This is a genomic window from Paraburkholderia fungorum, assembly GCF_902833645.1.
In the GTDB taxonomy this organism is placed as follows: domain Bacteria; phylum Pseudomonadota; class Gammaproteobacteria; order Burkholderiales; family Burkholderiaceae; genus Paraburkholderia; species Paraburkholderia fungorum.
Window position 1 is genome coordinate 61583 of record NZ_CADFGE010000009.1, and the last position, 24935, is coordinate 86517.

Sequence of the window (24935 nt, forward strand, 5' to 3'; positions counted from 1 at the left end):
GGGCGAGGATCGCTCACCAAGGAGGTGAGGGCACTGTAGCCTCCCGATGGCATCGCGCGGCGAACGAAAAAGCGTTGAATAAATGGTTAATTCCGGAGGCAAACTGAAACCGCCTTGTTCCGGAATTACTTTCAGCGCGAAAAAGGACCTTTCTTTCGGCAACGCAAAGGAAAACAAATGGCGCGCCACGCTTCGCATGATTCTTCGAATTTCTCGAAATGCCAGTACGAACCGACGATGAATGGGAAAATCAAAGGAAATCAAGGCTCAATTCTGCCGAACGCGTTGCCAACGGACACAGGGCAGGTGCGTGGACCCGCCGTCACGTTCGAGGATCTCAGCGATGATGATGGCTTTGCACAGCCCCGATTCGGTCTTCTGGCGAAGCGGCGGATGTGTATGTGGCAGGAACTGCGATGATTGACTGGCAGAGCGAGCGACGGGATCACCGTCCGGGGTCGCGTCGCGCGGCACAACCGGCGTAGCACCAGGCGTGCCGCGCCGGACCGCATACGGGACGCGATCCGTCTCTTCCTGTTCGCTGTAGAGCTTGCATCCCAGGCGTTCTGCCGAAACGCGCCGCCAGCCCTCGACGCAGGTCAGACGCTATGTTGTGCGTCGAGCAATGGCGTTTTCCAGCGCGGTGATGGCCCAGTCAGGACACCCGCGCGAGCTGGCCTTGTCCGGGTCATTGAGCCATGATCGAACGGTTCTCACCGAGCACGGTCGCTGTGTCTGCTCGCAGATCAAAGCCGCACTCTCGGCCTGAGTCAGATCATGCTTGAGCAGCAGCTGACGGTAACGCTCTCTGTTGCTCATTGGCCCGAGTCGGTCGTCACGACCACCATCATCTTTCCCTCGGCAGGAACTTCCAGCAGCGAGCGAATGTGGTGGCTGATCTTTCCGTCGAATTGATCTACGACTCCTGTCGGATAACCGCCCAGCAACATGCTGAGCGCCACGATGATCATGCTGACGAAGCAGCCGATTCCCAGCATCCAGCAAATCGCGTGGTTAATTTCTGCGGGTGTGGCCTGACGCATCGCCGCGATCAGATCCGTTACTGAAGATGGCGCCCCCACTTCGAGCACGATCAGCGCGAGGAACCACAGGATCGGCACATAGCGCAACGACAGAGCAACAAGGCGCCACGTCGCACCGATGTAGTTGAAGGCCTGAGCAACATAGAGCCGCCGGTCGGCACGGACCATCTTGACGATGCTGTTGTATTGGTCGGCGGGCAGGGCACCGACCTCGATATCGTTCACGTACACCCTGGCGATTGCTGTGCCCATACTGGCTCCGCATAAGTTTGGAAGGGAATAGGCACATGTGCCTATTTGATGGCGATGATAGGCACATGTGCCTATTCCGTCAACATCCGTCGCAATGTCAAAGCGGTGTCGTCCGCGCGGCGGCGCGAGCCGTGCGACGGAACGTCGAGCGAAGGCCAGGAAAGGATCGATAAAGCCCGCGGATTGAAGACAGAAGGTAGATGGACTGCATCGCGAGAACGCCCCATGAATGGATGGCGACAAAGTAGGCGATCAGGCAGGCGTTGGAACCGATCCAGATCGGCCAGGCGTAGCGGGAGAACGATCGGTTCTCTGCCAGGAGGTACGAGCCGATCACGCCCATCACTGCACCAGCCCACTCGAGGACGTGGAGCATCAGATGACTCCTTGCGTTGAGCGCCATTGTTCGACATGTTCGAGGACCGCGGTTGCTCGCGCGAGGTCAAACACGTCGCGCTCGTCACGTAGCCGGCCCTCCATATCGATCCAGAAAAGGGCGCCGCCCGCGGCTTCCTGAATGCGAGGCAGATGGGCCGACACATTGTCCGGCCCGAGACCGCCGGCGTAGCCGCAGGGCACGGAACGAAGTGCGTGGGGCCATTGATCGCGCTCAATACCTCGCCCGCCAGAAGCGTCGAACAGCACCGCATGGTTCGGTTCATCGGCCAGGCGCATCCACAGGTCGATGTTCGCGGCGTTCAACTGCGTAATGATCGTCTTCGCCGGATAGCGACGAACGGTGGCGATAATGTCCTGCAACGAGAAGCGCGTCGACAGGAAGTTGATCTGGATGCGGTCAAAGGCTTCGGCGACATCGGACACACGCCCGACGCCCGCGAGGAGGTCAGCGACCGCACGACCGCACACGTGGAGCGCGAACGACGGGCGAGCGCGAGTGGCCTCCAGTCTGCGCGCGATCGACTCGATCCTATGCAGGTCAGGATAGCGGCCGGTGCCAGCCTGAGATTCGCTGTACAGCGTCCCCCATTCGACGAACGGGTGTAGATCTCCCAGCACGAAAAGCTGGTCGATGTCGGTCGCGTTGTCGACGCCAGTAAGGGTGCAATGCGTCAGGGGCGAAGCGATTGTAAGTGACTGGGTTTGCATAACGTCTCCGGATGCGGCGATCACTCATGTGGATGGAACCAGTCCAGTCTATCCACGGTTATAACGAGTCAAGTCGCCTTCGCACGTGCATATACGTCTTCAATCAGAAAGAGCTTTTGCTCTGGTTCGTCGGCTCGTGTTCTCGCAGCTTGCCGGCGTGCCAGTCCTCGGCGGTCAGCAGGAGCGGCGCCCATTTGAGGTACTCGGCACGCGTGCGTGGATCGGCGAAGAACCGCTTGAAATCACCGGGCCGGTAAGCCGAGATGTTCAGCATCTCCGCCGCCGGAACAGCGATGGACTGGCTGATAGCCGAATGGCCATAACGCGCCGCCTGTCGCTCCCACCGGAAGACCGCCGTGCGTGCACGCGGCTTCCATTCCTCGATCGTGGCGACGCGGCCCGGCCCGGGATTGCCGTACGGCCGGTAGGCAAGGTATCGGTATGAGGTGGCACCCGTGCGGTAGTCCCGGTCGCGCCGGGCATTCTCTTTTTCCGCTTCCTTGGTCATCCAGTAATACTCCTGGCCGACCACCACGCTCCCCGGCCCAAGAGTGGCGTTGAGCTCGGCGCGGAACGCCTCGAAGTCAGGCTTCTCGCCGTCGTGCAGTGCAAGGCTCGCGTCGTACACGAGTTTCACCCAACGGGAGAAGCTATCCGGGCGCCACGTCTGCACCGGCGGATGCGGGTGCAGGATCTCGGAGCGGTCGAAAAGACCCTGTATGATCACGGCAACGCGGTTGTATTCCTTGATCTTGTCCTGAATTTCTTCCATCACCTCGTCGAAGTAGACGTTGCTGCGATCGAACGGCTCCCAGTCGCTCGGGCGGAACGAACCGAAATCGGGAATGCCGATCGAGTCGCTCCACCGCATGTGCGGATTGTCCCAGTTGTCCTTGCCCGGGTTGGCGCGCTTCCAGGCTTCGGCCTTCGCTTTCGATTCACGGAAGATCGCCATGTGCTCCTCGTACTCGGCAACCGTGATCAGCTTTTCCACGCTGTTCCCGTGCATCTTGACCATCATCGGCTCACCTTCGCGATAGATGGCCCCATCCGGAAAGATCATTTCCCCGAAGTCGATCTCGCATGCGATGCGCCAGACCTGTTCGCCGTTGCGCACGTACAGGAACGTCCACTTGTCAGCTTCCGCTTCCTGGATGGAGATGAATGTGGAGATCGGATCGCCGTGCGTCTCGCGCTCCTTCCTGGAGCGGCGCACGCGCATCGCGACGAGTGTGCGCGGGAAAGGGAGGATGCGATCGCGGTTCTCGGGTCGGCAGAGCCAGGCATCGAACTGGCCGATGCCGCGAAAGTCCATCCCGCCAGCCTCGTAACTGAGTAGCGCCTCCTCGTCCATGTAGAGCCGGCGTTGCATTACGTGTAGCGGCTCGTCGGCGTCGGCGGCGTGGCCCTCGCTGCATCGCACTGCCTGCTCAGAAATGCCGGCGTACAGACCGAAAGTCAGCAGACGGTCATCGATCGTCGCAATAGTTTCACGCATCGGCGTAATCGAGGCTTTCAGCGGGAGCATCGATGCCTTCGCCCAGATGGTCAACTGCTCGTTGGCGTTCTCCAGGTCTTTGTACAGATCGGGGATGGTCTTGTCTTTTGCGGCAACAAGCGCCCCCTTGTACGCCTTCAGATTGTCCTGCCCCGACAGCGCCATGAGAGAAGAACCGGTCGAACCGGCGGGCGCTGAACCGGCGGCGATCGCGCGCGAGCTCGTGACTCCAAGGCGTTGCGTCAGTGAGTGGATTTCGGTGACCAGCGCCTTCGTGCGCGCCTGCCAGTGTCCGAGCCTTCCAGAAATCACGGCATCTGGGTCGGCTTCGCGGCGAAGGTCCGTCCAGTAGTCGTCCAGGTGCACGCGCGTAGAACCGCCGCCCGGGCTCTCGATTTGAACATAGTTGCTGCCGATCTCCACCGCGCAGCCGAACCACTCGTACTCGTCGCCTTTCTTGCGGCCGTTCTTCTTGTCGTCCCACGTGGCGACGTCCTTGACCCAGTACCACGCGCCGAGCACCAGCTCGCCATTGGCACGCTCTACAGTAACGTGGTCCGCTGGATCCTGCTGTGCTACAGGAAGATTCGGATGTTTGTCTGCGGTGTTCATCGAGTGATCCTTGTGCGCTGGTTGGCCGGCAGAGTTGTCAAGGACAGACTACACGGCGCCAGAGGAAGTCAAACGCGATAACGATTGGAAGAGCAGGGTCTATAAATTTGTAACAGGATTGCCGGTGCGGCGATGTCGTTGCCATCTCTAATTATGGGCATGGTGCCCATTGGAGATGACGATGAAAAAGTTCTGCCTGTTAAGCGCCGGTCTTCGGACCTCCGTTTCTGATGACCTCCTCGCGCAGTTGGGGGACCTTCCACGTGTACGCCTTGGCCGTATCCGGTCAGGGATCGTCAGCGTGGAATTCGACGGCACCGAGGCGGAGCTGCAATCGCTTCTTGCAGATACGGCGTGGTCCTCATTCCACGTTAGCGAGAGCCGCACCTACCGTCTGCAGAGGAGCAGCGGCGACGCGTTTGCTACGCCAAGCATCGATTCAAACGACCCGCCTCTCAACGAGGTTCTTATGCACTTCGCGGTTGAGCAGAGTCTTCCAACGGCGGCGCAACTGCGCAGCTACATTGAGATGTTCCCGCAGTTCAGGCAGGACCTAATCGAATTCGCGGTGTCGCTTGTCGAAGACACGTTCCACTGTGACGATTCGGATGTCAGCTTCTGCGACTCAAGGTATGGCACGTGATGCTTTCAACTCGTTGCGAACAATGCCGATTGCGCCGTCCTTGCCGGATGCTCGACACGTTGGGCCTCAGCCTGCCATACCGCGAGGCCTTCGTCGCTTAGGCCGGGCAATGACGAAACGGTGTCCGGCTTTGCGGCAGCGATTCGCGACGCGCGCAGATCTTCGTAGAACAGGTCAGCGCCGATAAAATGCCGTGCGGTCTCGACCGCAGCAACAGCGGTCGACCCGCTCCCGCAGAATGGATCGCATACGACGTCACCCGGATTCGTGTAGAGCAGAATCGCACGCTTGGGCAGCGCGACAGGGTACTGAGCGGGGTGATCGCCGTGCCTCCGCTCCGGATGGTTGTGACGCACCTGGCCGATATCGTCCCAGACATCGGTCGGATGGGCGCCAAGCGGGCTACCGGACAGTTCGCCGCGGTTCGGGCCCTTGAATGACCGTTTGCCCGGATACTTCTGCGGCTTGCGGGCGGGTGTCGGGTTAAAGACGGCCGGCTCTCCCTTGCTGAACACCAGAACCATCTCGTGCCGGCCAGCCAGTCGCCGTTTCGGAGTCAATCCGTGCTGTGACTCCCAGACGGCGCGATCCTGGAATGTAAGGCCGGCGGCGCGCAGGTTCTCAAAGAGCATGATGTCCATCGGCATGAGCCGGTCCTGCCAGTCGATGGTTTTGCCGACGTTCAGACATACCACGCCGCCCGGCTTGAGCGTGCGTCCTATCTCGCTGATCACCTGCATCAGCCAGCCGTGAAAGTACACATAACGCATGCGGTCAGCAGCCGGCCCGTCGCCGTATCGCTTGCCGACGTTGTACGGTGTGCTCGTGACGTAGAGCGACACCGAATCGTCAGGGATCCCGTCGAGGAAGTCGAGTACGTCGGCCTTCACCGTCGTATCGATCATCGACTGGAAGGTTTCCCATTGGCGCTGTCGGCGCTCGGTCGCCCGCTCGCGGATGCGGGCTTCGGTCTTGCGCGTGCCAGTGGCAAGCGCAAGCGAATAGATGCGTCCGCGCGACCAGCCGGTCAACGACGCGACCTGTTCGTAGGTGTGAGTGGCAAGCAGCGATAGGACGCGCTGCGATTCTTCGGTCAGCGCCGACATGGGAGACGCGGAGGAGGCGATGGCTGCTTTCATGAACCCCTGAGAAAAGGAACTAATCGTTTTGAGGGGCGGAAGGCCTTAGCTTTATCACGTCCAACCCGGTGTCGAACCTGTCTTATCCGTAACGCGGAACATAGGGGTATTCGTGAATGACGTTCTGGCCGTAGCTCAACATGCCATTCGATGTCGTAATCCAAGCCATGCGCCATCGCCGCAATCTGACCGCCTGCTTGAGCTTCGGAAGGGAGTCGCAGGCTAGGATGGTGCCCTGGTCAGGATGTTTGGCTTGGTACTGGTGGTCCCACATCGTTTCCGTTGTCGCCTCGGCGACCGGATGCCGTTCCTTTCTAGGATGCGCCGCTCTGACGGCACAGGCCTGCCCCTGCGGCGACAGGGCGTAAAACAACTCATCTTCCAGGTTAGATCTGTTCTTCATTTCGTACACCGCTCGATGGTGTTCCACGCGATATTCTGAAACACGTCTGCGCAACGTCACTTCCACTCTCAATTCTGAAAAGCCTGAGAACGCCGTTCCTGAGTGAGCGAAAACGGCCATCGCGCGCACATGCAGGAATCTGACGATCAACTCAACTGCGATGCCAGGCGCTCGCCGTTTCGGCCTTCATTAAGCACGAGATCCCTGCGGATTTCCCTGCAGCGCTGAACCAGTGCGGCCAGGTTCTCGAACGCATGTTGAGCGACCACTGCTGCAAGATTCGAAACATCTTTGCCAGGCGTCAGCTTGGGAGAGAGTTCAACCTCCGCGCAGCGCAGACGTGTCGCGTAATCCGGAACCGGGATGTGCAGTCTGAAATCGAAGCGACGCAGCACGGCCGGATCGATTTGTTCGACGAGGTTCGTGGCGCAGATGAGTACACAACGCGATGGCACCCGATCGATCAGGATGAGCAGCTGGTTCGTGATCCGCTTGATTTCGCCAAGGTCACTCGTTGCACGGTCGGAACTGATGCCGTCGAACTCGTCGAGGAACAGCACGCACGGCGCGCACTCGGCATAGCGGAACGCCTTCGCGAGATTCGATCCGGTTTCTCCGAGATGGCTCGCGATCAGCCCACTATAGTTGACACGTAGAAGGGGAACACCAAGCTCGTTGGCGAAGGCCTCGGCGAGCATCGTCTTGCCATTCCCCGGCGGACCTTCCAGCAGGATCTTATGGCGAGGGGAGAGCCTGAACGCCGCCAGTTCCTCGGCGCGGCCGTGCTCCGCGATGATCGCCGGGAGTTGCCGTTCCACGTCTGGCGGAAGAATCACGTCAGCAAATCCTGCAGTTGGCTCCTCGAACGAAATGATGTCGGTCGGCAATTTCATTTCGACCGGCTTCAGCGTCTGATAGCGCCGCAGCTTGCCTGAGACCCCGGGATAGCTGTCGGCAAGTGCAGATGCCATTTGCTCGATCAGTTCCGCTGCCCCGTTGGTGTTACCCCAGCGCAGACGATCCACGAATGGAGGCAACAGAGACAAAGCCGCCGACGCGGCTTGCTTCCTGGCACCCCGAGTAGTCTCGCGCGGAGGGGCGGTCAACTCCAGCGCGTCACTTGCGTTAGCTGCAGTGTTCATGTCTCAGATCCCTTTGTCTTCCTGCGTGTTGTTCGTTCGAGGCGAAGCGATACGCTGTTTTTCCCAGAACTGGCACGCGGGTGAGCGCATGCGAATGTCGGTGCCGGGGCCGCCAGTCCAATGAGCCTGCATGAGTCCGCATTTCCAGTACGCGCGCGCGGTAGATGAGCCTGTCGACCGTTTGTGCTGGCAGCTACGGCACGTCTCATCGGCGGGGCCGCGTCCGGGCAGTCCGGCGTAACCCTTGGGCTCGGTCGGCTTGCGACGGGCCTCGCTCACGCGCTCGACGATCGTGTCGCCCAGCAGGTCGACGTATTGGACGGTTTCCATCGTCAGACCCGCCCGTTGTATGCCTCGTGCGACACGAACTCGGTGGGCTTCAGCGAGTGCGCGTCGACGAAGATCCGGTGTCGCAGACCGACCGGGACGGAAAAGTAACCGCGCCGGCTGGTCAACTTCTGGCCGCCAAGCGACAGAGGATGGGTGCCGGCGTCGAGCTGGGTCAGTACGTCGAGCGCGCGTTCCATGACGGCGGGCAGCGACTCTGCGACGCTCAGGTCGATGGGGGCGCCGGCAGCCGCCGCCTTGAGTGTGCGCAGACGCTCCGCCTGGGCTGGGTCCTTCACGGGCGACTCCTTGCGAGGCCGCGGCTTCGTCGCACATGCAGCTTTGCGCGCTTCGCGTTGCTCGTGCGCTGCCTGTGCGGCGAGAACGGCCTTCTGCTCGTTCGAACAGCGGTGGCAGAACTTGCCATGGCCCTTGTGGCCGCAATCGAATACGCGCTTCATAGCCCAGTCTCCGGGCGTTCTTCCGATATGGCGGCGAATGCGATCCCGTCGGCTGGCGCCGATCGCATCTGTGCCATCAGGCGCAGCACCAGTGTGCCAATCTCTGCCATCAGGGCGGGCGGGATCGTCTGGGTGAGCATGTGAATTTCCTCGTTTCTGCTACGGTTGTCCGGTGTATCGGTATGTCCCGCCGGGTCCTTCAATCCCGAACGTGCCGTGGTGGATTGCACGTCGAGCAGCGGAGTCCGGCGCAACCGATTGCCTCCCACGCCGCACTCTCAAGCGTCGGATAGGCTGCCGTGTCCCAGCAGGCCGGGTAGTGCAGAGCCTCGGCAATACGGTTGCGCACGCGAGCGAGCGCCTGATCCTGCCCGGCTACCGGCGATGCCACGTTGGCGCGGCTGGCCCACTCGGCCATCGCTTCTGTGCGCCAGGGCGCCTGCTCGCTGAGGTCGTAGCTCGTGCGAACCTCCGGGCCTCGCGCGGAGCATTCACCGCAAGCCGCATAGCCCCACTTCGTCCCCTGTGCCTCGTCCAGATGCGTGGCGACGTTCGTTCCTGCGCAGAATGGACAGGCTGGGCCGCTGGCGGCGGACCGCGCCGCCGTGGCGGCCGGACGAGGCTGATTGCTCAGGATGCGGGCAGCTTCGGCGGCGAAGTCGGTCGCCCAGCCATTCGCGTAGGTCATCGCCACGTCCTGCATTTCGCCCGCGAGCCGCGCCGCCGAGAGCGGCCGCTCGGCGAATAACGGAACGCTCTTCGGAGCGACGCACGACGGCGGGTCAATGAAGGCCTGGTCATCCGCGTCGAGGCGCTCGAGCTCGGCGGGAGAGACATAGCCGACCGGCTGCGGGCCGTCCTGGTCAACGCCGGCGGCGCGGTTTGTCACCGCGCGGGCGTCGAGGCTGCGGTGAACAGCGACGAATTGGTTGAGTACGCGAAGATGCGCTTCTTTGAGCGCCTCACACGCCACGTCGCGAGCGAGCGCGTCGGCCGTCAGCGAGGCAGCGTGGTAGGCGCCGAGCAATTGCTCGAAGCTTCCCATCAGGTCAGCAATCGAACGCCCCGACTCCGGCAGGGCCGGGATCGGAGCGAGCGAGCAGGGGGCATGTGCGTGCTTCATGCTGATTCACGCCCGCGGGACAATCGCGTCAACGTGCGTGACGTGCACGTCGTGAAACGCGGCATAGTCGTCGAGTGCCTTGTCCGCACAACGTACGTCATCGGCTTCGACCACAACGCTTTGCTGAGTGCTCATTTCCGAGCACCGGAAAAACACCTCGTAGCTGCTCATCGTCGTTCCCCTTGCTGATAGGCTGCAGGACCGGCCGCGGTGGTTAGAAAGCGTTTTCGCGAACGTAAGTGCAGTTGTGGTCAGCGTCGCACAGCCCAAAAAATTCGATCACCTTCCAGTTTTGTTCGAGCGTGCGCGTACCCGCCGCATCGCCGTACAGGTCATTTCCGAAATCGTCTTGCATCGTCTTACCCCTTCGTGAATATGCGCGCCTCCAACGGGCGAGGTGGCGTACATGGCGGCCGTAGCGGCGCGGTTGGTCTAGCTGCTCGACGGGATGACGTTGCTTGCGCGCGTCACGGACTCGGCCTGGGCGACCGTATCGACACCGCGAACACCGCAGCCGGGGTCATCAGCGAAATCGAACCCGTCGCGCAAAACGATCATGATCGGGTTCCCGTCCCCACGTTCATCGTCGACGTGCATGACATGCGGTCTAGCGCGTACCCTGTCCAGCGTCTTGCTCACTTTCCTTCCCCTCGCGATTGAGTGGTGGCTAGTACGCTCCACCGATTAGAACCGAACCCATCGCACGCAGGCATGCAGATTCCTGCTCATATGCGGACTGCAATGGCGCTAGTTCATGTGCTTGCATCGCCACACCGGCGACGCGGTTCATGCGCTCGAACAGTTGCCTCACCGTCGAACGCTGCCGCGCAATGATCTCTGCCCATTTCATCGCTGCTCCTTACCGTCATGGTGAGAGATTCCAGGATACCGGCTGGATGACGATTGCAAGTCTGCGGCTGGTACAGTCACACGGGCATGTTCGCCATCGGCATGCGGCGCAGAAGCGTCGTCGTAAGAGACAGGTAGTTGTTCTCGAGTCGCCGCGCGTAGTCCCGCGCCCATTCAGCCGCGAGCGGAGAGGCGAGCGCCTCCTCGACCTGATCAAGCGTGGCCGCGCCGCCAGCGACGATGCTCAGGTTGTGATTGATCGGCAGGACGCCTGGCGGTACGCGCACGGCCCTCGGCGTCTTCGCGATCCGCGGCACAATGAGCGACTCGCGTGATAGATCGAGCGCGTGAAACGACTCCGGCGGCATCCAGGGTTTGCCTTGCCGCCCGCGCTTGGCCATCAGGTGCATCCGGCTCGCCAGATGCGCCATGATTTCCGGGCACGGTTCCTCGCCCGGATGCGTACGGATCGCCCAGCGCGTCGGCGTGCCGAGCTTTCCATGCTGGATATCGTCCGTGTCAACTGCTGGTGCCAGGCACTCGGGCGGCAGGCCGCGAGCCGTCGCGGCGTCGACCACGAAGACGCCTTCGGTACCGAGCCACGGCGCGATACGCACCTTCGCGAAGTCCCCCAGTAACCTCATTCCTTCGTAGCGGCTCTCGTCTACGCCTGGGTGGATCGGCCTGCCGGTCAGGTTCTGCTCGGCGCCAGCGTCCGACACGAGCACTACGGACACTGGATGAACGCGCGGCGGGGAGCCGGCTCGCCGTTGCTTGGGACGGTAGAACGTCGTCTCGGCGCTCAGGCGCTCCACGTGCGCGAGAGACAGGCGTTGGCCCAACCGCTCGCGAAGGCGACTCGCGCCGTCATTGCATAGCCAGCGATCCGCTGTCACTAGACCGATGCGGCCTGCCGGGCGCACCGTACGGCTGCATCGCTCGAGGAAACTGTGCAGCATGTCGCCACGCGCGTAATCGGGCACATGGCGGCTGTACTCGCTTCTCAGCAGGTCCGGCACGTTGGCGGCGCGCAAGTACGGTGGATTGCCTGCCACGATGTCCCATTGGGGCGTCGTCGGCCCTTCGGTCAGAAAGTCGCGGTTGTGAACCATATCGCTCGCGAGCGTCGCAGCGCGGGAAGGCGACCAACCATGCGAGGCAAGGACCGTGGCCACACGCGATCGCGCATCGACACACGCCACCGGGTGGATTTCCCATCCCTCGATCTGTCCGCGCGGATCGAAGCCGGCCGGCCTGACCTCGAGCAGCGCATCGAGCGCCCGCGCGAGGAACATGCCGTCACCGCAACTGGGATCAACCAGGCAGCAGCTCGCGTCTGGCCAGCCGAGGCGCTTGAGCAGATCGTCAACGACCGGGCTGGCGGTGTAGATAGCGGTCCTCGCGTGCAATTCGTCGATCGCGGCCCGTCGCGCGGTGGTTTCCGCGTCGTCGCACAGGTGCACGCTCCGTGGACCTGCGCTGGCGATTGGATTGAACGTGTCCCTAGTCATGCTTCCCCCGTTCCTGCAGTTTGCCCTCGATTTTCTTGACGCCGGAAACCTTCGCCGGCGCCACCGCGGCTGATTCGCCGCAGTGCCAGTTGTCGGCATTGCCGTGCGTGTCGATGTTCGATACGCCTGTTGTCGCCACGTCGGCAGGACGCCAGACGGTCCCGCATGCGTGGCACAGGTGCGACCGGTGCGGCGGGTTCGTCCATTCCTGGACATTCGACTCGACGGACTCATCCGCCTCACGCGTGCTGTGGGGATCCGCGTTGTGCTCGGGCGCATCGACGTGCTGCGCACCGCACTTCGGGCAGAACAGGAGCATCGGGATCGGTCGGGCGTCCGCGTCGGCTGCTGGCCTGCCGAGCATGACGTAGGCGCGAACAACACCGCCCGCCTTTGAGACCTCGGCTGCTGTCAGTGCGCGCTGTGCGGCGACGTCGATCAGAGCGTGGAATTCGCGCGAAAGGGTTCCTGCAGCGGAGGCAGCAAGCGGCGATGAATCGATGCCCGCCAGCCCGTCTCGCGCCGCATCGCGTAGCTTTCGGCTCGTCTCATCGGCCGGCATGCCATTCAGGTATTGGGTCAGCTCGCGATCCAGATATCGAAGCGCGTTCATCGCAGCACGTTGAGCCTGGCCGGCGGCCCACCACTGGGCGAGCCAATGTGCGGCTGGCGGTTCGTTCAGGTCCAGATACCCGAAGGACATCGCTCCGTCGATCGCTTCGCACGTACGCTTGCGTTCGTCGAATGCCTGCTCCAACGGATCAGGACTGCCGTTCTGGCAATTCGTCGCAGATGTCGCACCAGCTTGTGCCGGAAACTGGAAACTCGCGTCCGCGCCTTTCATGGCGTGATAGCCGGCGTTCACCCGCTTCAATGCGGCGGACGCGATCGCGCCCGTATCGAGGATGCGCGTGCGGCCGTTCACCACGTCGAAATGCTTGCCATCCGCATACCAGCGAAGCGCTTCTTCAGACATCCAATCGGAGCGCTCCAGATCCGCCGCAATGTGGCTGGGAATGGGATGCGCGCCGCCCGTCGCACCGGCTTCCTCCACGATACGCCCGGCAAGCGTTGCCGCGTCCCATGCCTTCTCTGCGATGCCGCACATGGAGTTGACAAAGCGAACTCCACGCGACTCAGAAATCAATCCTTCGGTGCGTGCCCATTCCTCGAACGTCGGCGCTGGAGCGGTTTGCTCCTTAGCATCGAGGAAGTGACGATATGCGCCCTCCATAAATCCCTGCTCGATCATCGCGGCGATGCGCTTGGTTCGCTCGGATTCGTCCTCCACAGCGGCGATGCGCGCGGCCATTTCAGACAAGCGAACTTCGGCGCCCCACAGGACGGCCATCGTTTCCAGCGCGGCCAGCCCGTTGCTGAGGGCGCGTTTCTGGTTCGGCGTCATCTGCTGGATATCTTTCGGATCCATGGTGGTTTAGTCCTTGTGAGGGGCGGTCAACATCCGACAAATTCGAGCGCGTGGCCCTTGAGCAGAATGAAGGTATCGGCATCGCCCTCGACCAGTTCTGCGAGACCGCGGGCTTCGAGCCATTCAAACGCCTCTTGAATCGCCGGATCGGCGTTTTCGAGATCGCGAACCTCGCGACCATCCGCATCGGACAGGCCGAACGTCGGTGCGAGCGATTCGCTGCGCACCGAGTGCGAGACGAGCAATTCGGTCATGCTCTCGTCTGCGATCTCGAATGCGCGAGCGGTCAGGTTGGGTCGGTTCATATGCGTCTTTGTGATTACGCTGTTTGGTTAGTGATTCGCGCACTCGCCCCAGTAACTGTCCGCGTAGTCGTCGGCCAGGTCGCACATCTCGGACAGTTCGCGATCATCGTCGTGGAAACGCTCGACTGTGAGGAAGCGCCACTTATTGAAGAGGTGATTGGGGGCTTCCTCCGGGCGCGGCGCCAGCAGCTTGGCGAACTGGTCGATCTTGCTTTGCACGTAACGGCGGTCGGTTCCAACGGCGCGCATCTGCGCCTCGGCGTGGTCGGATGCGAGCCACGCTGTCATGTTCTGGATCAACCGCGCGCATTCCGCACGAGAGAAGGGGCGGCACTTTGTCATGCCGTTGTCGCCGACCTCCAGCCACGAAAGATCCAGCCCGCCAAAGGACTGAAACATCTGGAACGTATTGCCGCCCATCAGGGTGGTCATCAGCGTGCCCTGCGGTACCCGGGTGACTGTCATCCGCTTGAGATCGATGAAGCTTGGCCAGTCCCACCGATACGCGCGATGCTCATCCAGTTCACGCGCGTCGCTGATCTGAATGATCTCGCGCAGTGCCTCGTCGCCCGTGCCTTGCTCGCCACCCACACACTTCTCCCTCAACATCCAACGAAAAAAGGCGTCTGCCTGAAGAACCAGCCTGAGCCGGGACAGTCGGAAGCCCTGCAGAAACGGAATCAGTCGACCTGCAGTTGCCCACCGTTGCCGAGGCCGCCCTTCACGTGCTGGGCCTTGTACTGCTTCACCGCGTCGACGAGGTTGTTGAGCGAGTCGGTGAAGGCCGCGACGATGACCTTGCCCTCCGGCGTATCGGAGTAGCCGCCGACCGTGCCGGCCGTATGCGACGACATAAGGCTGCCGATCGCGCCGATGTCCATATTGCGGGCCGAGCCAGTGGCGGCCGCGAGCTGGACCGTCGAACGGTTGTCGACCAGCGTGAGCGTCGTCGAAGCCGACTTCGTGTTGATCTGACCGGCAACCGTGGCTGCGAGGCCGCCGACACCCGGGATCATCGCGAGCACGCCGCCGATGCTGCCTGCGTTCTGGTTCGTGAACGTGATGCTCGGGGTCACCGTGTAGTCGGCCACAACCATCTTGCCCTTCTTGATCTTGTTCGACGCGCGGAGCTCGCCGGCGGCGCCCAGGGCACGCTCTTCGAGCGCCTGGTTGAGGGCACGGCCTCGATCGACGATTACGAAACAGTTGCTTTGCTGGACGAGCATCTTGAGCACGGGGACCGTACTGCCGAGTTGGTACTGGCCGGTGAGGAGGGCGTACCACGGCGACTGGGTGTCTTCTTCGATCGCGATCGTGCCGAGCGGGGCAGCGCAATGGTGCATCTCGTCTGCCGTCGGCGCGTGCGTGCCAGCGACAGCAGTGCTGTCCGGGCTCTGGCCCCCGCCAGCGAGTTGCATCTGCGAACAGGCGCCGAGCGATAGAGCAAACGCGGCCGCTGCCAAGGTGATGAAGGTCTTGCGCATAGCTTGTGGTCCTTGTACTTGTAGTGGCGATACATGCCGAACGGATCGGCGTTAAAGAGACTCGATTCGGGCAAGGCCGCTCGTTCCGGCTCTGTCTTGCCTGCGAAATCAGTGTCTCGCAGGAAGTTCGGAATGCAAGTTCGATTAGGAGCGTGCCGCCGCCAGCTTTTGTGCGTGCGCGAGAATCTCGTTGGCGCGGAGCGTCATCAGATCGAGCAGAACCTCGACATCCTTGACGGCATCCTCTGGGTCCCGGCCGCTCAGGTGCGACGCGGCGCTCTTGAGCCAGTCGGATGTGTCAAAGGCCCGCATGATCTCGGCTTTGCGTCGGTCGAATGCCGGGGTGGGTGAATCGAAGGACATGCAAACTCCTGGGTGGGTTGTCGGTTCTCCATACGCGCCGCCGGCCACGGCGCCAACCGGCTTAGGCAAGGCATTCGCCTGGGCTAAATCGGCCGAAAAAAAGCCCCTGTGCCGCTCCCCGGGGAGGGGCGGACGACAGGGGGGAAAGAGGGTACAAAGGTTCCTTTAGAGAAGACCAAGGACACGGCGGACCTCGATCTGTTTCTTGAGTTCGCCCTCGGCAATGCCAGCCTCGACGCCGGTGTGATAGAAGCGCAGTACGTGGTTGATGTCCTCGACCGTGAAGCTGGCCGGCACACTCCCGTAGCGCGTTTCGCCCTCCTCGCACCAGATTTCGATGAACTGGCTGCCAGCCCGTTGAACGGCCAGAGCGCCTTTGACGCCATCGTCCAGCCCGATCAAACGGTCGCCAGCGGCTTCGTCGAAGAACATGCCCATGATCGTCACTCCGCCGTTGCCAAGGTCGCTTCATCCTGAGCAGCTGCAGCGTCCGGTGCTTCGGGCGCGCCCTTCTCGCTCACATCGAGCGTGCCGAGCAGCGCTTCGAGCTTCTCGCGAAGCGCCGGCGCCAGCGCGGAGAAGCCGGGATCGGCCTTCACGTTGCGCAGCGTTTCGGCCATGACGGGAGCTTGCTTCTTGATCACCTTCGCGAGCTGCGCGCCCGGAAGGCTCTTTTCCGTGATGCGTTTCTGGCCCGATGCCGCAGCCTGTGCGTTTGCGGTTCGGAGCACCTCGACTGCCTGGGCGCCGTGCTTCTTCATGGCGGCAAGGGCATTCTCAGCGGACAGCTTGCCGGCCTGGACGAGCTTGCGGATCTCGTTCGGCGCACCCATCAACGTCAGCAACTGACCGACGTAGACCGTCGAGATCTTCAGGCGCTTCGCGATCTCCGGGCGTTCCATGCCGTAGCCTTCGAGCCGCTTGCAGACGATGCCTTTCTCGAACGGCGTGAGAGGCTTGCCCTCGTTCGACGTCACGAGCGCGATCGTCAGATCCTCGAGCGACGTTGCCGCGGACTTGAAGACCATCGGCACCGTGGTGATGCTGGCGCCGAGCTTGTTTGCCCGCGGAATCGCCTTGAGTCTGCTGTAGCCGTCGGTCACGTAGACGACGTTTTTCCCGTCAACGTTGGCCACGTAACCAGCGAGCGGCTTGTCCTGGTAGAAGCCGTTCTCGACCATCGACTGCGCGAGGAAGTCGATGTGCTGGTCGTAGGCATCGTCGTGGACGCGAACGTTGAAATTCGGCAGTTCCTGGATGAGTTCGACCGGCACCTGCCAGAGGTCGCGCGACTTGGCCTTGACTGCGGTCATCAGGCTCTTCGAGCCGCCGAAAGAGACTTCCGTGCTGAATGCGAGCTGCGCGTCGAGGATGGCGCCGAAGAGGTCGTTCGTTTCCTGCTGAGTGTCTTTCATGGTTTTCTCCGTTTTGCCCGGATGGGCGGTTGTAAAGGGAGAGGGCGATGCCCGGTGAAGGCGTGGCCTTGACAGGACATGCGAGCGCCTCGTTACGACATGGTCCGATGCGAAAGTCGGAATGCAAGTCGAGTCGAGAGGCGAAAAAGGACCTACGGCCTAGACGGCTAGGACGTGGAATTGATGAGTGCGGGAATGGTGCTGACTGGAGAAAACGCGAATCCTGGGCGGGCGCTCAGGACGGAAGGCGAAAAGTCAGTTCGGTGCAGGTGATGCCGATTGAACGGCTGAAACGCAAATTACCACGGCTCGGGCGCGCATTGCAAGAGGCGCACGGCGGCCGTGTTGCCGTTCCGGTTTCGTGTGCGCTAGAATGACGCAAGCCGTTCAGTCGGCAACGTTTTCACTGGCCACGCGCCGCCATGCCTCCTGTCTGGAGCGCTTCGAAAGTCCCTTGATGCCGCAAACGCTGCGATGAGTGCTGCTCATCCGAGCGTTATAGCTCGCTCCTTTTCAATCACCGCGTAGCGGGACAAAGGAGTAAATCATGAACAGCGATATCAATCGGAAACTGCCTGAGACCGTAACGGATCAGCCAACGGGAGTTCAGCCGGATCAGCAGGTTTTTTCCGGCCTGGGCCCAGTGGATCATGAATTCAAGAACTTCCACCGGTTACTCTGCGAGCGCTTCGGCTATTTGCACGACGAAGTCGATTGGAAGCGAGATCAGATTTCGTTGATCGAGTGGATCGCAAAACGCCGGGAAGTCGCCGAGCGCCAGCGAGATGGTCTTCTCAAAGCGATTACGCTCATCGCGGCCCAGTCGGTAGGTGACGATTGGACAGTCGAGGAAGCCTACGCGTTCGTCAAGCAGCATGCCCGCGAAGCACGCAATGCAGTGCGTGCGGAGATGGGCGTAGGCAACGCGACCTGAAATCTGTTCGCTGAGATGCCCTGAAAGGACCTGTCAGCGTGCAACAAAGCAACTTTTAACCCTCGCGGGGACGCTTCCCCGCTGGGGACGCTTCTCGCAAGATTTATGGAGAAGCGAATGGGAAGGCAAAAATCCAAAGTCACGAGTTGCAAGGCAACGGCCTTTAAAGATGCCACATGGGGGCAACTCAAGCGTGAGGCGATTCATCAAAAGACGTATCGTCCGAAGCAGCTTGGGCTTTTCGAAAAGGTGAAAGCGATGTTCGGCATTAAACCCAACATCATGAACACTTTCTCCGGTGCGATTTTCGCATTCTCGGATAACTCTTTCCTGAGTGTCCGAGCGTCCGGTGAAACGACTGCGTTTCTCTGCAACGGCTTGGTCGACGACTGGGGAAAATGCAAATCTGAGGCGTGATTTTGTCGCCTCCAGGAAATTTTCAACACGTGTAACTCACTAGCCGCCCATCCGCTCCACGCGGATGCGGCGGTCTTCTATTTCCCGGCAAGGAATTCTCCCAACGTTCACAGATAGCCTTGACTGCTTCGATGAGCTTTCTCATCCGAGCGTTGACGCTCGCTCCTTTTCAACCGCCCACAGGGCATCAAGGAGTGAAGCATGAATAGCAACACGGAAGGAAAGGCCTCGGCGCATACCGCAAACCAGGCGCAGCTCGAGCAGTGTCTTCGGCACGCCATCGAGCGCGTCCGCATCGCAAATGCGGAGGGCAATCCGATCTTGTCGGCATGGCTCCCCGAAGCTACCGCTCTGTTGGGAACGCCTCCGGTCGGCTTCAAAGTCGCAGAAGGAGCGGACGTTGTGCAAGCGCTGTCGACGAAAGAACCGAAGGTCTACCGCGTCGAGGTACGTGGCGGCGGAGACCTGGATAACACGCCTGGCATAGCGGTATTTCAGGTGAGTGAGGAATCAGCCAGGAATATCGTCAAGCTATCAGGGGTGGTTAAGGCGAACGACCTATACAAGGTCGAGCGCTTCGACTATCGCGCTGACTTTCTCCAGTACGATCCGGAGGTCAATCCTGACGATGCGGAGGAAGCGGGCGAAGAAAACTCGGTCCGCACCGACTGCGACGTCCTTGTCGTTACAGATGCCGAGTTCTTCTTCCGGGCTTACGTCAAGCATACGGACGTTTCTGTCGAGTGCGAGGCCCAGTCGATCGCGGCCCTGGCGGCGCATTTCGGCATATCGTCCGAAGAGTCCGAGGCGGAAGGTCGGTGACCTGCTTTTGCTGGGCATGTAGCCATCGCACTGAAACTCGTTCGATGAGATGCTCTGAAAGGAAGTGTCAGCGTGGGAAAAAGTACCTTTAAACCCTCGCCAATCTATCAACTTGCAACCCATGCCCACTGCCGTCCCTTCGGGGAGCCAGTGGGATTTTTTTCGTCCGTATGCTTTGGAGTTTTTTCGGCTGATTGCCAGACGTGCTGTTGATCAATATCGCGAATTACCAGTGACGTTCCGGCTAAAACAACCGGTGGCCAGGAGCGTGATTGCGCTAAGGACGGGCTGAACAATGTGCATCGGCTGCATGGTTGACGTGCGAACCGACGCGAGAATCGGGAGATGGGTGCCGTGACTGCTGAGTTGGGTGTTTAGGCAGGCCTTCGAAGGCGTTTTTTGCGAAGATCTGCACCTTCAGGACGCACCTCGGGTTTCGATGCACAGCAACCGCCTCTTGGCGATCACGATGTTGGCCAGGCCGAACAGGCTGAACAGTTGCGCCTCGTTCCTGGCCAGCCCCTTATAGCGCGTCTTCCGGTGACGGAACAGGTTCTTGACGACATGAAACGGATGCTCGACCTTGGCCCGCACGCTGGCCTTCAATTGCTCGGCCTGCTCCAGCAACCGCGCCCACCTGAACTCAGGGTTGAGCTGCTTGCGCTTGCCAGGCTTCATCGCCACGTGCCATTGCGGCCCCAGCGCTTCTTCGCGTTTGTCCACGCCCTGGTAGCCGGCATCGCCAAAGGCAACCGTCTCCTGCCCATGCAGCAAGGCGCCGGCTTGTGTCACGTCAGCGACGTTGGCCGCCGTGCCGATGACCGTATGCACGAGGCCCGACTCGGCATCCACACCAACGTCGGGTAGCAGCAGCGCATTGCTGCGCCACCGCCCCCTAAGAACCGGACGTGCGAGTCACCCCGCATCCGGCTCAAGCCATTCGTCAGCCCCGATAGTAGGACCGAGCAATCAATCATCGATCGCGGCTTCGCGACGAGCAAAGTAAGACGACCACGCAGGATCAAAGGGATTTGCCTGCCCACGTATCTTCACGTGGCGAACAATTGAAATCATCGTGGCTCGGAACAACCGAATTACTCCGCGGTCGTTAGTCCGCGCCGTAAATGCCCAAGTACGATTTCCCTCTACCCGGAAGTATCTGTTCTTCACCCATCCTGCGCCTTTATTGGGATGCCGACGCATGGCCCATGTCCATAAGAGGCGCCAAATGTGAGCATCTATCGACGTAAAGCAAGACTTGGAAACCACATGGCGGTGGTACATGGCCCAACCTCGAATCACAGGGTTGAGTTGTAAAATAAGATTCGTCTGTGTGGCGCTTCTGTTCTGCTTCACGATTTCCCTAACCTTTTCCAACAGGGCCTTCGCGCTCTTGTTGGCCGGTTTGATGAGCAGCTTACCGCCGTACTTGCGTACATTCTGCCCGAGGAAATCGAACCCGTCGGCGATGTGAGTGACTCTGGTTTTCTCGTCCGAGAGTTCCAGACCCCGAACGATCAGGAACTGCTTGATCGCAGGGAGTACGTTTTGTTCCAGAATCTCTTTCGATACTCCGGTTACGACGAAGTCGTCAGCATACCGATTGACGTTGACTTTGACTTTTCGGCGCGCGCGTGGCGTCGGCCCTACGCTGGCATCTACTGCCGCTTCAAGTCCGTCCAACGTCATGTTTGCGATGACGGGCGAGATTACGCCTCGTACAATGTTGCATACTTTTCACTCCGTCGTCTGAATCATTCAAATTTTCGCTCGCGAAAGCCCTCGGCTGTGGATCGATCCTGAACACAACGACGATTTCATCTTTGTGGATTTCGACACGCTTGACCAGATCCAACACGATCCTGCGCTTCGTTTCAAGGTCAATCGTATCCAGTTTTTCGGTGACGGCGCCTGCAAATTCCTCGAGTCGGTTGATGACCAGAAACAACTCGCTTTGCACGACCCCTTGCTGCCTGGACTCAAGGATCTGCTGGTCAATCTGCTCAAGCCGGTTCTTCAATTGATGCATCTTCGGTTCGAAGTCGGTTTTATCGATGATGCCGTCTGCATAGCTGTCGATCAGCCGGGACTTGCCCTTTTCCAGCTGCAGCCGCTGCTTTTCAAGGTTGCTCGTGTCGAAGCCACTCTTTTCATTGCGCTCCATCATATCCAGTCGACGCTCATATTCGTTCTTCAGTCGTTCCGGGTGCCTGAGTAACTCCACGACCTGTTGCCATACCAGATCGTCGAGCCGGTCCGTTCGTACCTGCTGATTGTCACAGATACGCTGACCGCCGAAACGATAGGCATCGGTTCCAACGCAGCGGTAGTAGGCGTAGTCCCGCTGATGCCCCTTAGCCGCAGCCTTGCTCACTTTCTTTGCGTAATAGGCGTAACGGCAATGGCCGCAGACGGTTAGCCCTTGCAGCAGGCGTAGCGGCGCACTTTCGCGTCTCCAGCGTGCCAGCTTGCGGTTCTCGGCAAGCTGTTCCTGAGCCGACTGGAACAGCGCCTCGCTGACGATGGCCGGCACTGGAATCTCGATCCAGTCCTGCGGGTCCGTGCGTGTTGTCGAGTATGGCTTTCTGGGCACGTCGGCACTATGGCGCTGAGCGCGCACGCGTAGCTGCAGGTGATCGCGCGACTGCGTCTTGCCGAATGCGGCCCGCCCCATGTAAGCCGGATTGCGCAATATTCCCCATACCACGCTGCGGTCCCAGTATGGCTTGCCCGATGCCGTCACAGTACCCGACTCGGTCAGTCGGCGTACCACTTCCCCTATGCTCAGGCGGTCCATCCCCACCCACTGGAAGATCGCCCGGACCGTCGCTGCCTGGGGCAGTTCGATAACGTACCGGGCCGGCGTACCGTCGAGCTGCCGGCGAATGTAGCGGTAGCCGTAGGGGGCCCCGGACAGTACATTGACGCTGCCGCGTTTTGCGCCGTGAAGCTTGCCACGACGGTGACGCTCGGCGATCTTCGCCCGCTCGTATTCTGCGATCATGCCCTGCATCTGCAATAGCAGCGACTCTTCCGGCGTCGTACCGATTGCGTGATTGAGGAACACCACCTGGATGCCACAGGCCGTGAACTCTTCCATCAGCAGCGCCTGGTGCGCATATTTGCGCGCCAGCCGGTCCGGTGACAGGATGTACAGATGATCGATCGCACCGAGCGCGGCACAGTCCCTGAGTCGCTCCAGCTGTGGCCTGATCAGTGTCGCGCCGCTCACGCCAGCGTCAACGAAACACATGTCGTCGACGATCTGCGCCCCGTCAGCCGAAATACGCTCCCTCAGTGCAGCGATCTGGCTTTCAATGGTGCCGCGTTTGTTCTGCTGTTCGGAGGATACCCGCGCATAGAGCGCAACCATCGCAGCTTTGCTCATCGTCCACCTCGCTTGACGGTCGCCTTCCTGGCCGCTGCGCGCCGCGTAGCGGACGGCTGTGCCGTTGCGCGTGCTTCGATCGGACTGATCTGTTCGTACGCCTTTTGCAACTGTTCCTGGGCGTAGCGGTTCGGCTCAAAGGCCAGACGTACGCGCCATTTTTTACGTCCTCGGGTCATCGCTGCACCTTCCTGTCAGCGGGAGCGACCGTCTCAAGGACGAGGTCCACATCTACCTTGGAACAGCTTCTGGACCACGGCGCCAGGCACTCCCTTGAAATGCGCAGACCCAATTTTATCCGGCAGTTTGCTCTGTTGTTGGTGGCGTTATGATGCCCCCTTGCGGAGTTCCCGCCTCAGTCGCGAACAAGGTGCCTTTGTCGATAAACCCGGCCTTAAGCCATCGCCGCAGGACCACCTTATCCATTGGTATATGTTTGAGGATCCAGTCGTGGCTAAAATTATCGAAACAGCCACGGATGTCTCCCTCTAAAACCCATTCTGGTGACTTGCGCTTAGCCAGCGTGGTAAAACAACATTCAATGGCGTCGGCAGTCGAACGTTTGGGCCGAAACCCATACGAGTTTGGATCCGCCAAGCTCTCCGCAATGGGCTCCAACGCGAGCTTCCATAGCGCCTGCATGGCTCTGCATAGCATGCGGGGAATTCCTAACGGACGCTTCTTGCCGTTGCTCTTTGGGATGTAAATACGTCGAAGCGGCAACGCACGATAGCCGTGGTGTTGCATCGCCTCCATCCCTTTCCATTTGGCCGCCGGAGTTGGCCAAATCTTGCCGTCAACGCCCGGCGTTCTCTTGCCGCGATTCTCTGTCACTCGTTTCACGGCTAGCATCTTGCCGCTATGCGAACGGGTCAGCAGACGTTGCAAGGCACCTACTTTGCCCCATCTGCCTTCCTTGGTTGCCTGAGCGATACGTGCCTGGAGTCGTTTCACCTCGTCCTTGATGCGAGGCCAATCAGCCTGACTCCACATCCTGGTGGGGCGCGAGGGTGCACCAGCGCCGAGCGACGCTGCTTGCGCAGTACCGTCGATTGCCGTCATCTGCTTTCCCTCGTATAACGATTAATCAAGTTCTCTCGCCATGAATGACCATACGGAAGTCTGCCCGCTTTCGCGTCCGGCCATCGTGCAGCCGGTATCCATCCCATTACAGGAGGGCGTTCGCTTTTTCCGCAATCCTTTACCCGTAGCACCAACAGCGTTCCTTGCGGTTCGCCTGCCGTCGCCGGCAGCACTACGGGCTTACCCTGTTCCGCAAGAATTTCAGAGCGGGGCGGGCCCCTCCTATCCGCCGGCGGCGCAATGTCCATGATGGCCCAGCACACAGAGGCCATACCTTGCCGCTTGCCATTTTGGCTCAAGCCTGTCAGCACATTTGGCTTGTCAATGATGACGACGTTTATAGAGGTTCACTTATGTTGGTCGTTACCGCTCATTCCTAGTCCCTCACCGCCCTTGTGCTGGCAGATTTCGCTTTCCCTCGCGGGTCTGCGTACCGATGATTATCGGTGGTTACATTGTTCCCAGAGCTTCACACCGGGCCGTTGCCGGCCCCGCATGTCTGGGTAGGAAACGGCTGATGGAACAGCCGGTTCGATCACAACGGATCACGTTGCGTCGAACAGAAATTCAAGCGACTTTCAGGTCGCACGTGCGCCTTCATGCCAAAGTGCCACTGGTTACCCTTCTTTGTTTGATGCATCTCGGGATCGCGCGTGTTCTGGGCATTCTTCGTCGAACTGGGCGCGGCGATGATCGTCGCATCAACGATGGTGCCTGCACGCACCAGCAAACCTTGTTCGGCCAAGTGTGCGTTGATCTCGTCAAACAGAGCCCGCGTAAGGTCGTTGTCCTGCAACAGACGGCGGAATTTCAGCAGCGTCGTGGCATCAGGCACCGGCTCGCGCGACAAGTCGATGCCCACGAAGTCGCGCAACGCCTGGCTGTCGTACAACGCGTCCTCCAGCGCCTCGTCGGCCAAGCCGTACCACTGCTGCAGACAGTACATGCGCAGCATCCTCGGCACCCCGATGGGCTGTCGGCCCACGCGTCCGCTCTTCGGGTACAGCGGCTCGATTACCGCAATCAGGCGAGGCCACGGCACGATGCGCTCCATCTCGCCAAGAAACTTCTCGCGCCGTGTTTGCTTCTTCTTCATCGCGTACTCGCTGCTCGCAAAGCTGCGTTGGTTCATGTCCGTAGTGTTATGTTCGCGTTGCCTTCAGCATGCATGCATCTTGTAGAAGC

32 protein-coding genes and 2 pseudogenes are annotated in these 24935 nt (G+C 60.6%); 5 read left to right on the forward strand and 29 right to left on the reverse strand.

Features of this window, described 5'->3' with window-relative positions; translation table 11 throughout:
* Window positions 1-177: 177 nt before the first annotated feature.
* Window positions 178-420 carry a hypothetical protein gene (locus HWX91_RS25395; protein WP_028195649.1) on the forward strand — a complete coding sequence of 81 codons (243 nt, stop codon included), beginning with the start codon at window positions 178-180 and terminating at the stop codon, window positions 418-420.
* Window positions 421-815: 395 nt separating this feature from the next.
* On the opposite strand, the gene HWX91_RS25400 is transcribed toward HWX91_RS25395, so the two are convergent.
* The 4 genes from HWX91_RS25400 to HWX91_RS25415 form a co-directional block, all read right to left on the reverse strand.
* Window positions 816-1268: a hypothetical protein gene (locus HWX91_RS25400; protein WP_127837849.1), complete on the reverse strand. Its 453-nt coding sequence runs from the start codon at window positions 1266-1268 to the stop codon at window positions 816-818.
* Between the two features lie 124 nt (window positions 1269-1392).
* A complete protein-coding gene (locus tag HWX91_RS25405) occupies window positions 1393-1671 on the reverse strand; it encodes a nicotinamide mononucleotide transporter (protein ID WP_028195647.1) in 279 nt (92 codons plus the stop codon).
* Complete coding sequence (locus tag HWX91_RS25410; RefSeq protein WP_127837850.1) at window positions 1671-2426, reverse strand: beta/alpha barrel domain-containing protein; 756 nt, start codon at window positions 2424-2426, stop codon at window positions 1671-1673. Before HWX91_RS25410 ends, HWX91_RS25405 begins: the two co-directional genes overlap by 1 nt.
* 79 nt (window positions 2427-2505) lie before the next feature.
* Complete coding sequence (locus HWX91_RS25415; RefSeq protein WP_028195646.1) at window positions 2506-4512, reverse strand: hypothetical protein; 2007 nt, start codon at window positions 4510-4512, stop codon at window positions 2506-2508.
* Window positions 4513-4693: 181 nt separating this feature from the next.
* Between HWX91_RS25415 and HWX91_RS25420 the strand changes: the two genes are divergently transcribed.
* Window positions 4694-5155, forward strand: a complete 462-nt coding sequence (locus HWX91_RS25420; protein WP_063627872.1) for a hypothetical protein — start codon at window positions 4694-4696, stop codon at window positions 5153-5155.
* Between the two features lie 5 nt (window positions 5156-5160).
* Here the strand turns inward: HWX91_RS25420 and HWX91_RS25425 are convergent, their stop codons facing one another.
* The 19 genes from HWX91_RS25425 to HWX91_RS25510 all read right to left on the reverse strand — a co-directional run bounded on the left by HWX91_RS25425 (window position 5161) and on the right by HWX91_RS25510 (window position 17106).
* On the reverse strand, window positions 5161-6294 hold the full coding sequence (locus HWX91_RS25425; RefSeq protein ID WP_081833010.1) for a DNA-methyltransferase: 1134 nt from the start codon (window positions 6292-6294) through the stop codon (window positions 5161-5163).
* A gap of 82 nt (window positions 6295-6376) precedes the next feature.
* Window positions 6377-6847, reverse strand: coding sequence for a hypothetical protein (locus tag HWX91_RS25430; protein ID WP_127837851.1), 471 nt, complete (start codon window positions 6845-6847; stop codon window positions 6377-6379).
* Window positions 6844-7839 (reverse strand): AAA family ATPase, encoded by a 996-nt coding sequence (locus HWX91_RS25435; RefSeq protein WP_081833009.1) that lies wholly within the window; start codon window positions 7837-7839, stop codon window positions 6844-6846. The genes HWX91_RS25430 and HWX91_RS25435 overlap by 4 nt, the downstream gene beginning before the upstream one ends.
* Before the next feature lie 3 nt (window positions 7840-7842).
* Window positions 7843-8169 carry a hypothetical protein gene (locus tag HWX91_RS25440; RefSeq protein ID WP_102857290.1) on the reverse strand — a complete coding sequence of 109 codons (327 nt, stop codon included), beginning with the start codon at window positions 8167-8169 and terminating at the stop codon, window positions 7843-7845.
* A 2-nt stretch (window positions 8170-8171) separates the two neighbouring features.
* Window positions 8172-8627, reverse strand: a complete 456-nt coding sequence (locus HWX91_RS25445; RefSeq protein WP_028195644.1) for a DUF7682 family zinc-binding protein — start codon at window positions 8625-8627, stop codon at window positions 8172-8174.
* Window positions 8624-8767, reverse strand: a complete 144-nt coding sequence (locus HWX91_RS25450) for a hypothetical protein (protein WP_156034513.1) — start codon at window positions 8765-8767, stop codon at window positions 8624-8626. The genes HWX91_RS25445 and HWX91_RS25450 overlap by 4 nt, the downstream gene beginning before the upstream one ends.
* Window positions 8768-8826: 59 nt before the next feature.
* Window positions 8827-9750: a hypothetical protein gene (locus tag HWX91_RS25455; RefSeq protein ID WP_127837852.1), complete on the reverse strand. Its 924-nt coding sequence runs from the start codon at window positions 9748-9750 to the stop codon at window positions 8827-8829.
* 6 nt (window positions 9751-9756) lie between these two features.
* Window positions 9757-9885 (reverse strand): hypothetical protein, encoded by a 129-nt coding sequence (locus HWX91_RS41140; RefSeq protein ID WP_255246775.1) that lies wholly within the window; start codon window positions 9883-9885, stop codon window positions 9757-9759.
* A gap of 79 nt (window positions 9886-9964) precedes the next feature.
* Complete coding sequence (locus HWX91_RS25460) at window positions 9965-10105, reverse strand: hypothetical protein (protein ID WP_156034512.1); 141 nt, start codon at window positions 10103-10105, stop codon at window positions 9965-9967.
* 77 nt (window positions 10106-10182) lie between these two features.
* Entirely contained in the window at window positions 10183-10389 is a 207-nt protein-coding gene (locus HWX91_RS25465) for a hypothetical protein (RefSeq protein ID WP_127837853.1), read from the reverse strand.
* Between the two features lie 28 nt (window positions 10390-10417).
* The gene (locus tag HWX91_RS25470; RefSeq protein ID WP_028195642.1) at window positions 10418-10600 is read right to left on the reverse strand and encodes a hypothetical protein; all 183 of its coding nucleotides are present in this window, start codon (window positions 10598-10600) and stop codon (window positions 10418-10420) included.
* A 76-nt stretch (window positions 10601-10676) separates the two neighbouring features.
* Entirely contained in the window at window positions 10677-12110 is a 1434-nt protein-coding gene (locus HWX91_RS25475) for an Eco57I restriction-modification methylase domain-containing protein (protein WP_042274464.1), read from the reverse strand.
* Window positions 12103-13539, reverse strand: coding sequence for a hypothetical protein (locus HWX91_RS25480; protein ID WP_028195640.1), 1437 nt, complete (start codon window positions 13537-13539; stop codon window positions 12103-12105). The genes HWX91_RS25475 and HWX91_RS25480 overlap by 8 nt, the downstream gene beginning before the upstream one ends.
* 26 nt (window positions 13540-13565) lie before the next feature.
* Window positions 13566-13844 (reverse strand): hypothetical protein, encoded by a 279-nt coding sequence (locus HWX91_RS25485; RefSeq protein WP_028195639.1) that lies wholly within the window; start codon window positions 13842-13844, stop codon window positions 13566-13568.
* A 27-nt stretch (window positions 13845-13871) separates the two neighbouring features.
* Window positions 13872-14435, reverse strand: coding sequence for a hypothetical protein (locus HWX91_RS25490; protein ID WP_028195638.1), 564 nt, complete (start codon window positions 14433-14435; stop codon window positions 13872-13874).
* An 89-nt stretch (window positions 14436-14524) separates the two neighbouring features.
* Complete coding sequence (locus HWX91_RS25495) at window positions 14525-15328, reverse strand: CsgG/HfaB family protein (RefSeq protein WP_028195637.1); 804 nt, start codon at window positions 15326-15328, stop codon at window positions 14525-14527.
* A gap of 144 nt (window positions 15329-15472) precedes the next feature.
* Window positions 15473-15691, reverse strand: coding sequence for a hypothetical protein (locus tag HWX91_RS25500; protein WP_042274462.1), 219 nt, complete (start codon window positions 15689-15691; stop codon window positions 15473-15475).
* A gap of 165 nt (window positions 15692-15856) precedes the next feature.
* On the reverse strand, window positions 15857-16129 hold the full coding sequence (locus HWX91_RS25505; RefSeq protein WP_028195636.1) for a hypothetical protein: 273 nt from the start codon (window positions 16127-16129) through the stop codon (window positions 15857-15859).
* A gap of 5 nt (window positions 16130-16134) precedes the next feature.
* Window positions 16135-17106, reverse strand: a complete 972-nt coding sequence (locus tag HWX91_RS25510) for a hypothetical protein (protein WP_052660690.1) — start codon at window positions 17104-17106, stop codon at window positions 16135-16137.
* 547 nt (window positions 17107-17653) lie between these two features.
* On the opposite strand from HWX91_RS25510, the gene HWX91_RS25515 reads away from it, so the two are divergent.
* The 3 genes from HWX91_RS25515 (at window position 17654) to HWX91_RS25525 (ending at window position 19279) form a co-directional block, all read left to right on the forward strand.
* Window positions 17654-18040 (forward strand): hypothetical protein, encoded by a 387-nt coding sequence (locus HWX91_RS25515; RefSeq protein WP_028195635.1) that lies wholly within the window; start codon window positions 17654-17656, stop codon window positions 18038-18040.
* A 117-nt stretch (window positions 18041-18157) separates the two neighbouring features.
* Window positions 18158-18457: a hypothetical protein gene (locus HWX91_RS25520; protein ID WP_028195634.1), complete on the forward strand. Its 300-nt coding sequence runs from the start codon at window positions 18158-18160 to the stop codon at window positions 18455-18457.
* Between the two features lie 201 nt (window positions 18458-18658).
* Window positions 18659-19279: a hypothetical protein gene (locus tag HWX91_RS25525; protein WP_028195633.1), complete on the forward strand. Its 621-nt coding sequence runs from the start codon at window positions 18659-18661 to the stop codon at window positions 19277-19279.
* A gap of 417 nt (window positions 19280-19696) precedes the next feature.
* On the opposite strand, the pseudogene HWX91_RS25530 reads toward HWX91_RS25525, so the two are convergent.
* From HWX91_RS25530 to HWX91_RS25555, 6 genes and pseudogenes are all read right to left on the reverse strand, one after another.
* Window positions 19697-20137 (reverse strand): annotated as a pseudogene (locus HWX91_RS25530) (IS5/IS1182 family transposase); the annotation flags it as partial.
* Window positions 20138-20248: 111 nt separating this feature from the next.
* Window positions 20249-20968, reverse strand: coding sequence for a group II intron maturase-specific domain-containing protein (locus HWX91_RS25535; protein WP_052660689.1), 720 nt, complete (start codon window positions 20966-20968; stop codon window positions 20249-20251).
* On the reverse strand, window positions 20949-22667 hold the full coding sequence (locus HWX91_RS25540; protein ID WP_042274456.1) for a recombinase family protein: 1719 nt from the start codon (window positions 22665-22667) through the stop codon (window positions 20949-20951). The genes HWX91_RS25535 and HWX91_RS25540 overlap by 20 nt, the downstream gene beginning before the upstream one ends.
* The gene (locus tag HWX91_RS25545; protein ID WP_102857292.1) at window positions 22664-22846 is read right to left on the reverse strand and encodes a hypothetical protein; all 183 of its coding nucleotides are present in this window, start codon (window positions 22844-22846) and stop codon (window positions 22664-22666) included. Before HWX91_RS25545 ends, HWX91_RS25540 begins: the two co-directional genes overlap by 4 nt.
* Window positions 22847-22961: 115 nt before the next feature.
* A complete protein-coding gene (locus tag HWX91_RS25550; protein WP_081833008.1) occupies window positions 22962-23729 on the reverse strand; it encodes a reverse transcriptase N-terminal domain-containing protein in 768 nt (255 codons plus the stop codon).
* Window positions 23730-24306: 577 nt separating this feature from the next.
* Window positions 24307-24882 (reverse strand): annotated as a pseudogene (locus tag HWX91_RS25555) (IS5 family transposase); the annotation flags it as partial.
* Window positions 24883-24935: the final 53 nt, after the last annotated feature.

Excerpts from the sequence above, each read along its gene's own strand:
- HWX91_RS25415 (WP_028195646.1), bottom strand. The coding sequence starts at position 4,512 with ATGAACACCGCAGACAAACATCCGAATCTTCCTGTAGCACAGCAGGAT.
- HWX91_RS25510 (WP_052660690.1), bottom strand. The coding sequence starts at position 17,106 with ATGAAAGACACTCAGCAGGAAACGAACGACCTCTTCGGCGCCATCCTC.
- HWX91_RS25550 (WP_081833008.1), bottom strand. The coding sequence starts at position 23,729 with ATGACGGCAATCGACGGTACTGCGCAAGCAGCGTCGCTCGGCGCTGGT.
- HWX91_RS25445 (WP_028195644.1), bottom strand. The coding sequence starts at position 8,627 with ATGAAGCGCGTATTCGATTGCGGCCACAAGGGCCATGGCAAGTTCTGC.
- HWX91_RS25535 (WP_052660689.1), bottom strand. The coding sequence starts at position 20,968 with ATGACGTTGGACGGACTTGAAGCGGCAGTAGATGCCAGCGTAGGGCCG.
- HWX91_RS25420 (WP_063627872.1), top strand. The coding sequence starts at position 4,694 with ATGAAAAAGTTCTGCCTGTTAAGCGCCGGTCTTCGGACCTCCGTTTCT.
- HWX91_RS25440 (WP_102857290.1), bottom strand. The coding sequence starts at position 8,169 with ATGGAAACCGTCCAATACGTCGACCTGCTGGGCGACACGATCGTCGAG.
- HWX91_RS25435 (WP_081833009.1), bottom strand. The coding sequence starts at position 7,839 with ATGAACACTGCAGCTAACGCAAGTGACGCGCTGGAGTTGACCGCCCCT.
- HWX91_RS25395 (WP_028195649.1), top strand. The coding sequence starts at position 178 with ATGGCGCGCCACGCTTCGCATGATTCTTCGAATTTCTCGAAATGCCAG.
- HWX91_RS25495 (WP_028195637.1), bottom strand. The coding sequence starts at position 15,328 with ATGCGCAAGACCTTCATCACCTTGGCAGCGGCCGCGTTTGCTCTATCG.
- HWX91_RS25525 (WP_028195633.1), top strand. The coding sequence starts at position 18,659 with ATGAATAGCAACACGGAAGGAAAGGCCTCGGCGCATACCGCAAACCAG.
- HWX91_RS25450 (WP_156034513.1), bottom strand. The coding sequence starts at position 8,767 with ATGCTCACCCAGACGATCCCGCCCGCCCTGATGGCAGAGATTGGCACA.
- HWX91_RS25480 (WP_028195640.1), bottom strand. The coding sequence starts at position 13,539 with ATGGATCCGAAAGATATCCAGCAGATGACGCCGAACCAGAAACGCGCC.
- HWX91_RS41140 (WP_255246775.1), bottom strand. The coding sequence starts at position 9,885 with ATGAGCACTCAGCAAAGCGTTGTGGTCGAAGCCGATGACGTACGTTGT.
- HWX91_RS25425 (WP_081833010.1), bottom strand. The coding sequence starts at position 6,294 with ATGAAAGCAGCCATCGCCTCCTCCGCGTCTCCCATGTCGGCGCTGACC.
- HWX91_RS25405 (WP_028195647.1), bottom strand. The coding sequence starts at position 1,671 with ATGCTCCACGTCCTCGAGTGGGCTGGTGCAGTGATGGGCGTGATCGGC.
- HWX91_RS25475 (WP_042274464.1), bottom strand. The coding sequence starts at position 12,110 with ATGACTAGGGACACGTTCAATCCAATCGCCAGCGCAGGTCCACGGAGC.
- HWX91_RS25485 (WP_028195639.1), bottom strand. The coding sequence starts at position 13,844 with ATGAACCGACCCAACCTGACCGCTCGCGCATTCGAGATCGCAGACGAG.
- HWX91_RS25470 (WP_028195642.1), bottom strand. The coding sequence starts at position 10,600 with ATGAAATGGGCAGAGATCATTGCGCGGCAGCGTTCGACGGTGAGGCAA.
- HWX91_RS25500 (WP_042274462.1), bottom strand. The coding sequence starts at position 15,691 with ATGTCCTTCGATTCACCCACCCCGGCATTCGACCGACGCAAAGCCGAG.
- HWX91_RS25515 (WP_028195635.1), top strand. The coding sequence starts at position 17,654 with ATGAACAGCGATATCAATCGGAAACTGCCTGAGACCGTAACGGATCAG.
- HWX91_RS25455 (WP_127837852.1), bottom strand. The coding sequence starts at position 9,750 with ATGAAGCACGCACATGCCCCCTGCTCGCTCGCTCCGATCCCGGCCCTG.
- HWX91_RS25505 (WP_028195636.1), bottom strand. The coding sequence starts at position 16,129 with ATGGGCATGTTCTTCGACGAAGCCGCTGGCGACCGTTTGATCGGGCTG.
- HWX91_RS25520 (WP_028195634.1), top strand. The coding sequence starts at position 18,158 with ATGGGAAGGCAAAAATCCAAAGTCACGAGTTGCAAGGCAACGGCCTTT.
- HWX91_RS25540 (WP_042274456.1), bottom strand. The coding sequence starts at position 22,667 with ATGAGCAAAGCTGCGATGGTTGCGCTCTATGCGCGGGTATCCTCCGAA.
- HWX91_RS25545 (WP_102857292.1), bottom strand. The coding sequence starts at position 22,846 with ATGACCCGAGGACGTAAAAAATGGCGCGTACGTCTGGCCTTTGAGCCG.
- HWX91_RS25460 (WP_156034512.1), bottom strand. The coding sequence starts at position 10,105 with ATGCAAGACGATTTCGGAAATGACCTGTACGGCGATGCGGCGGGTACG.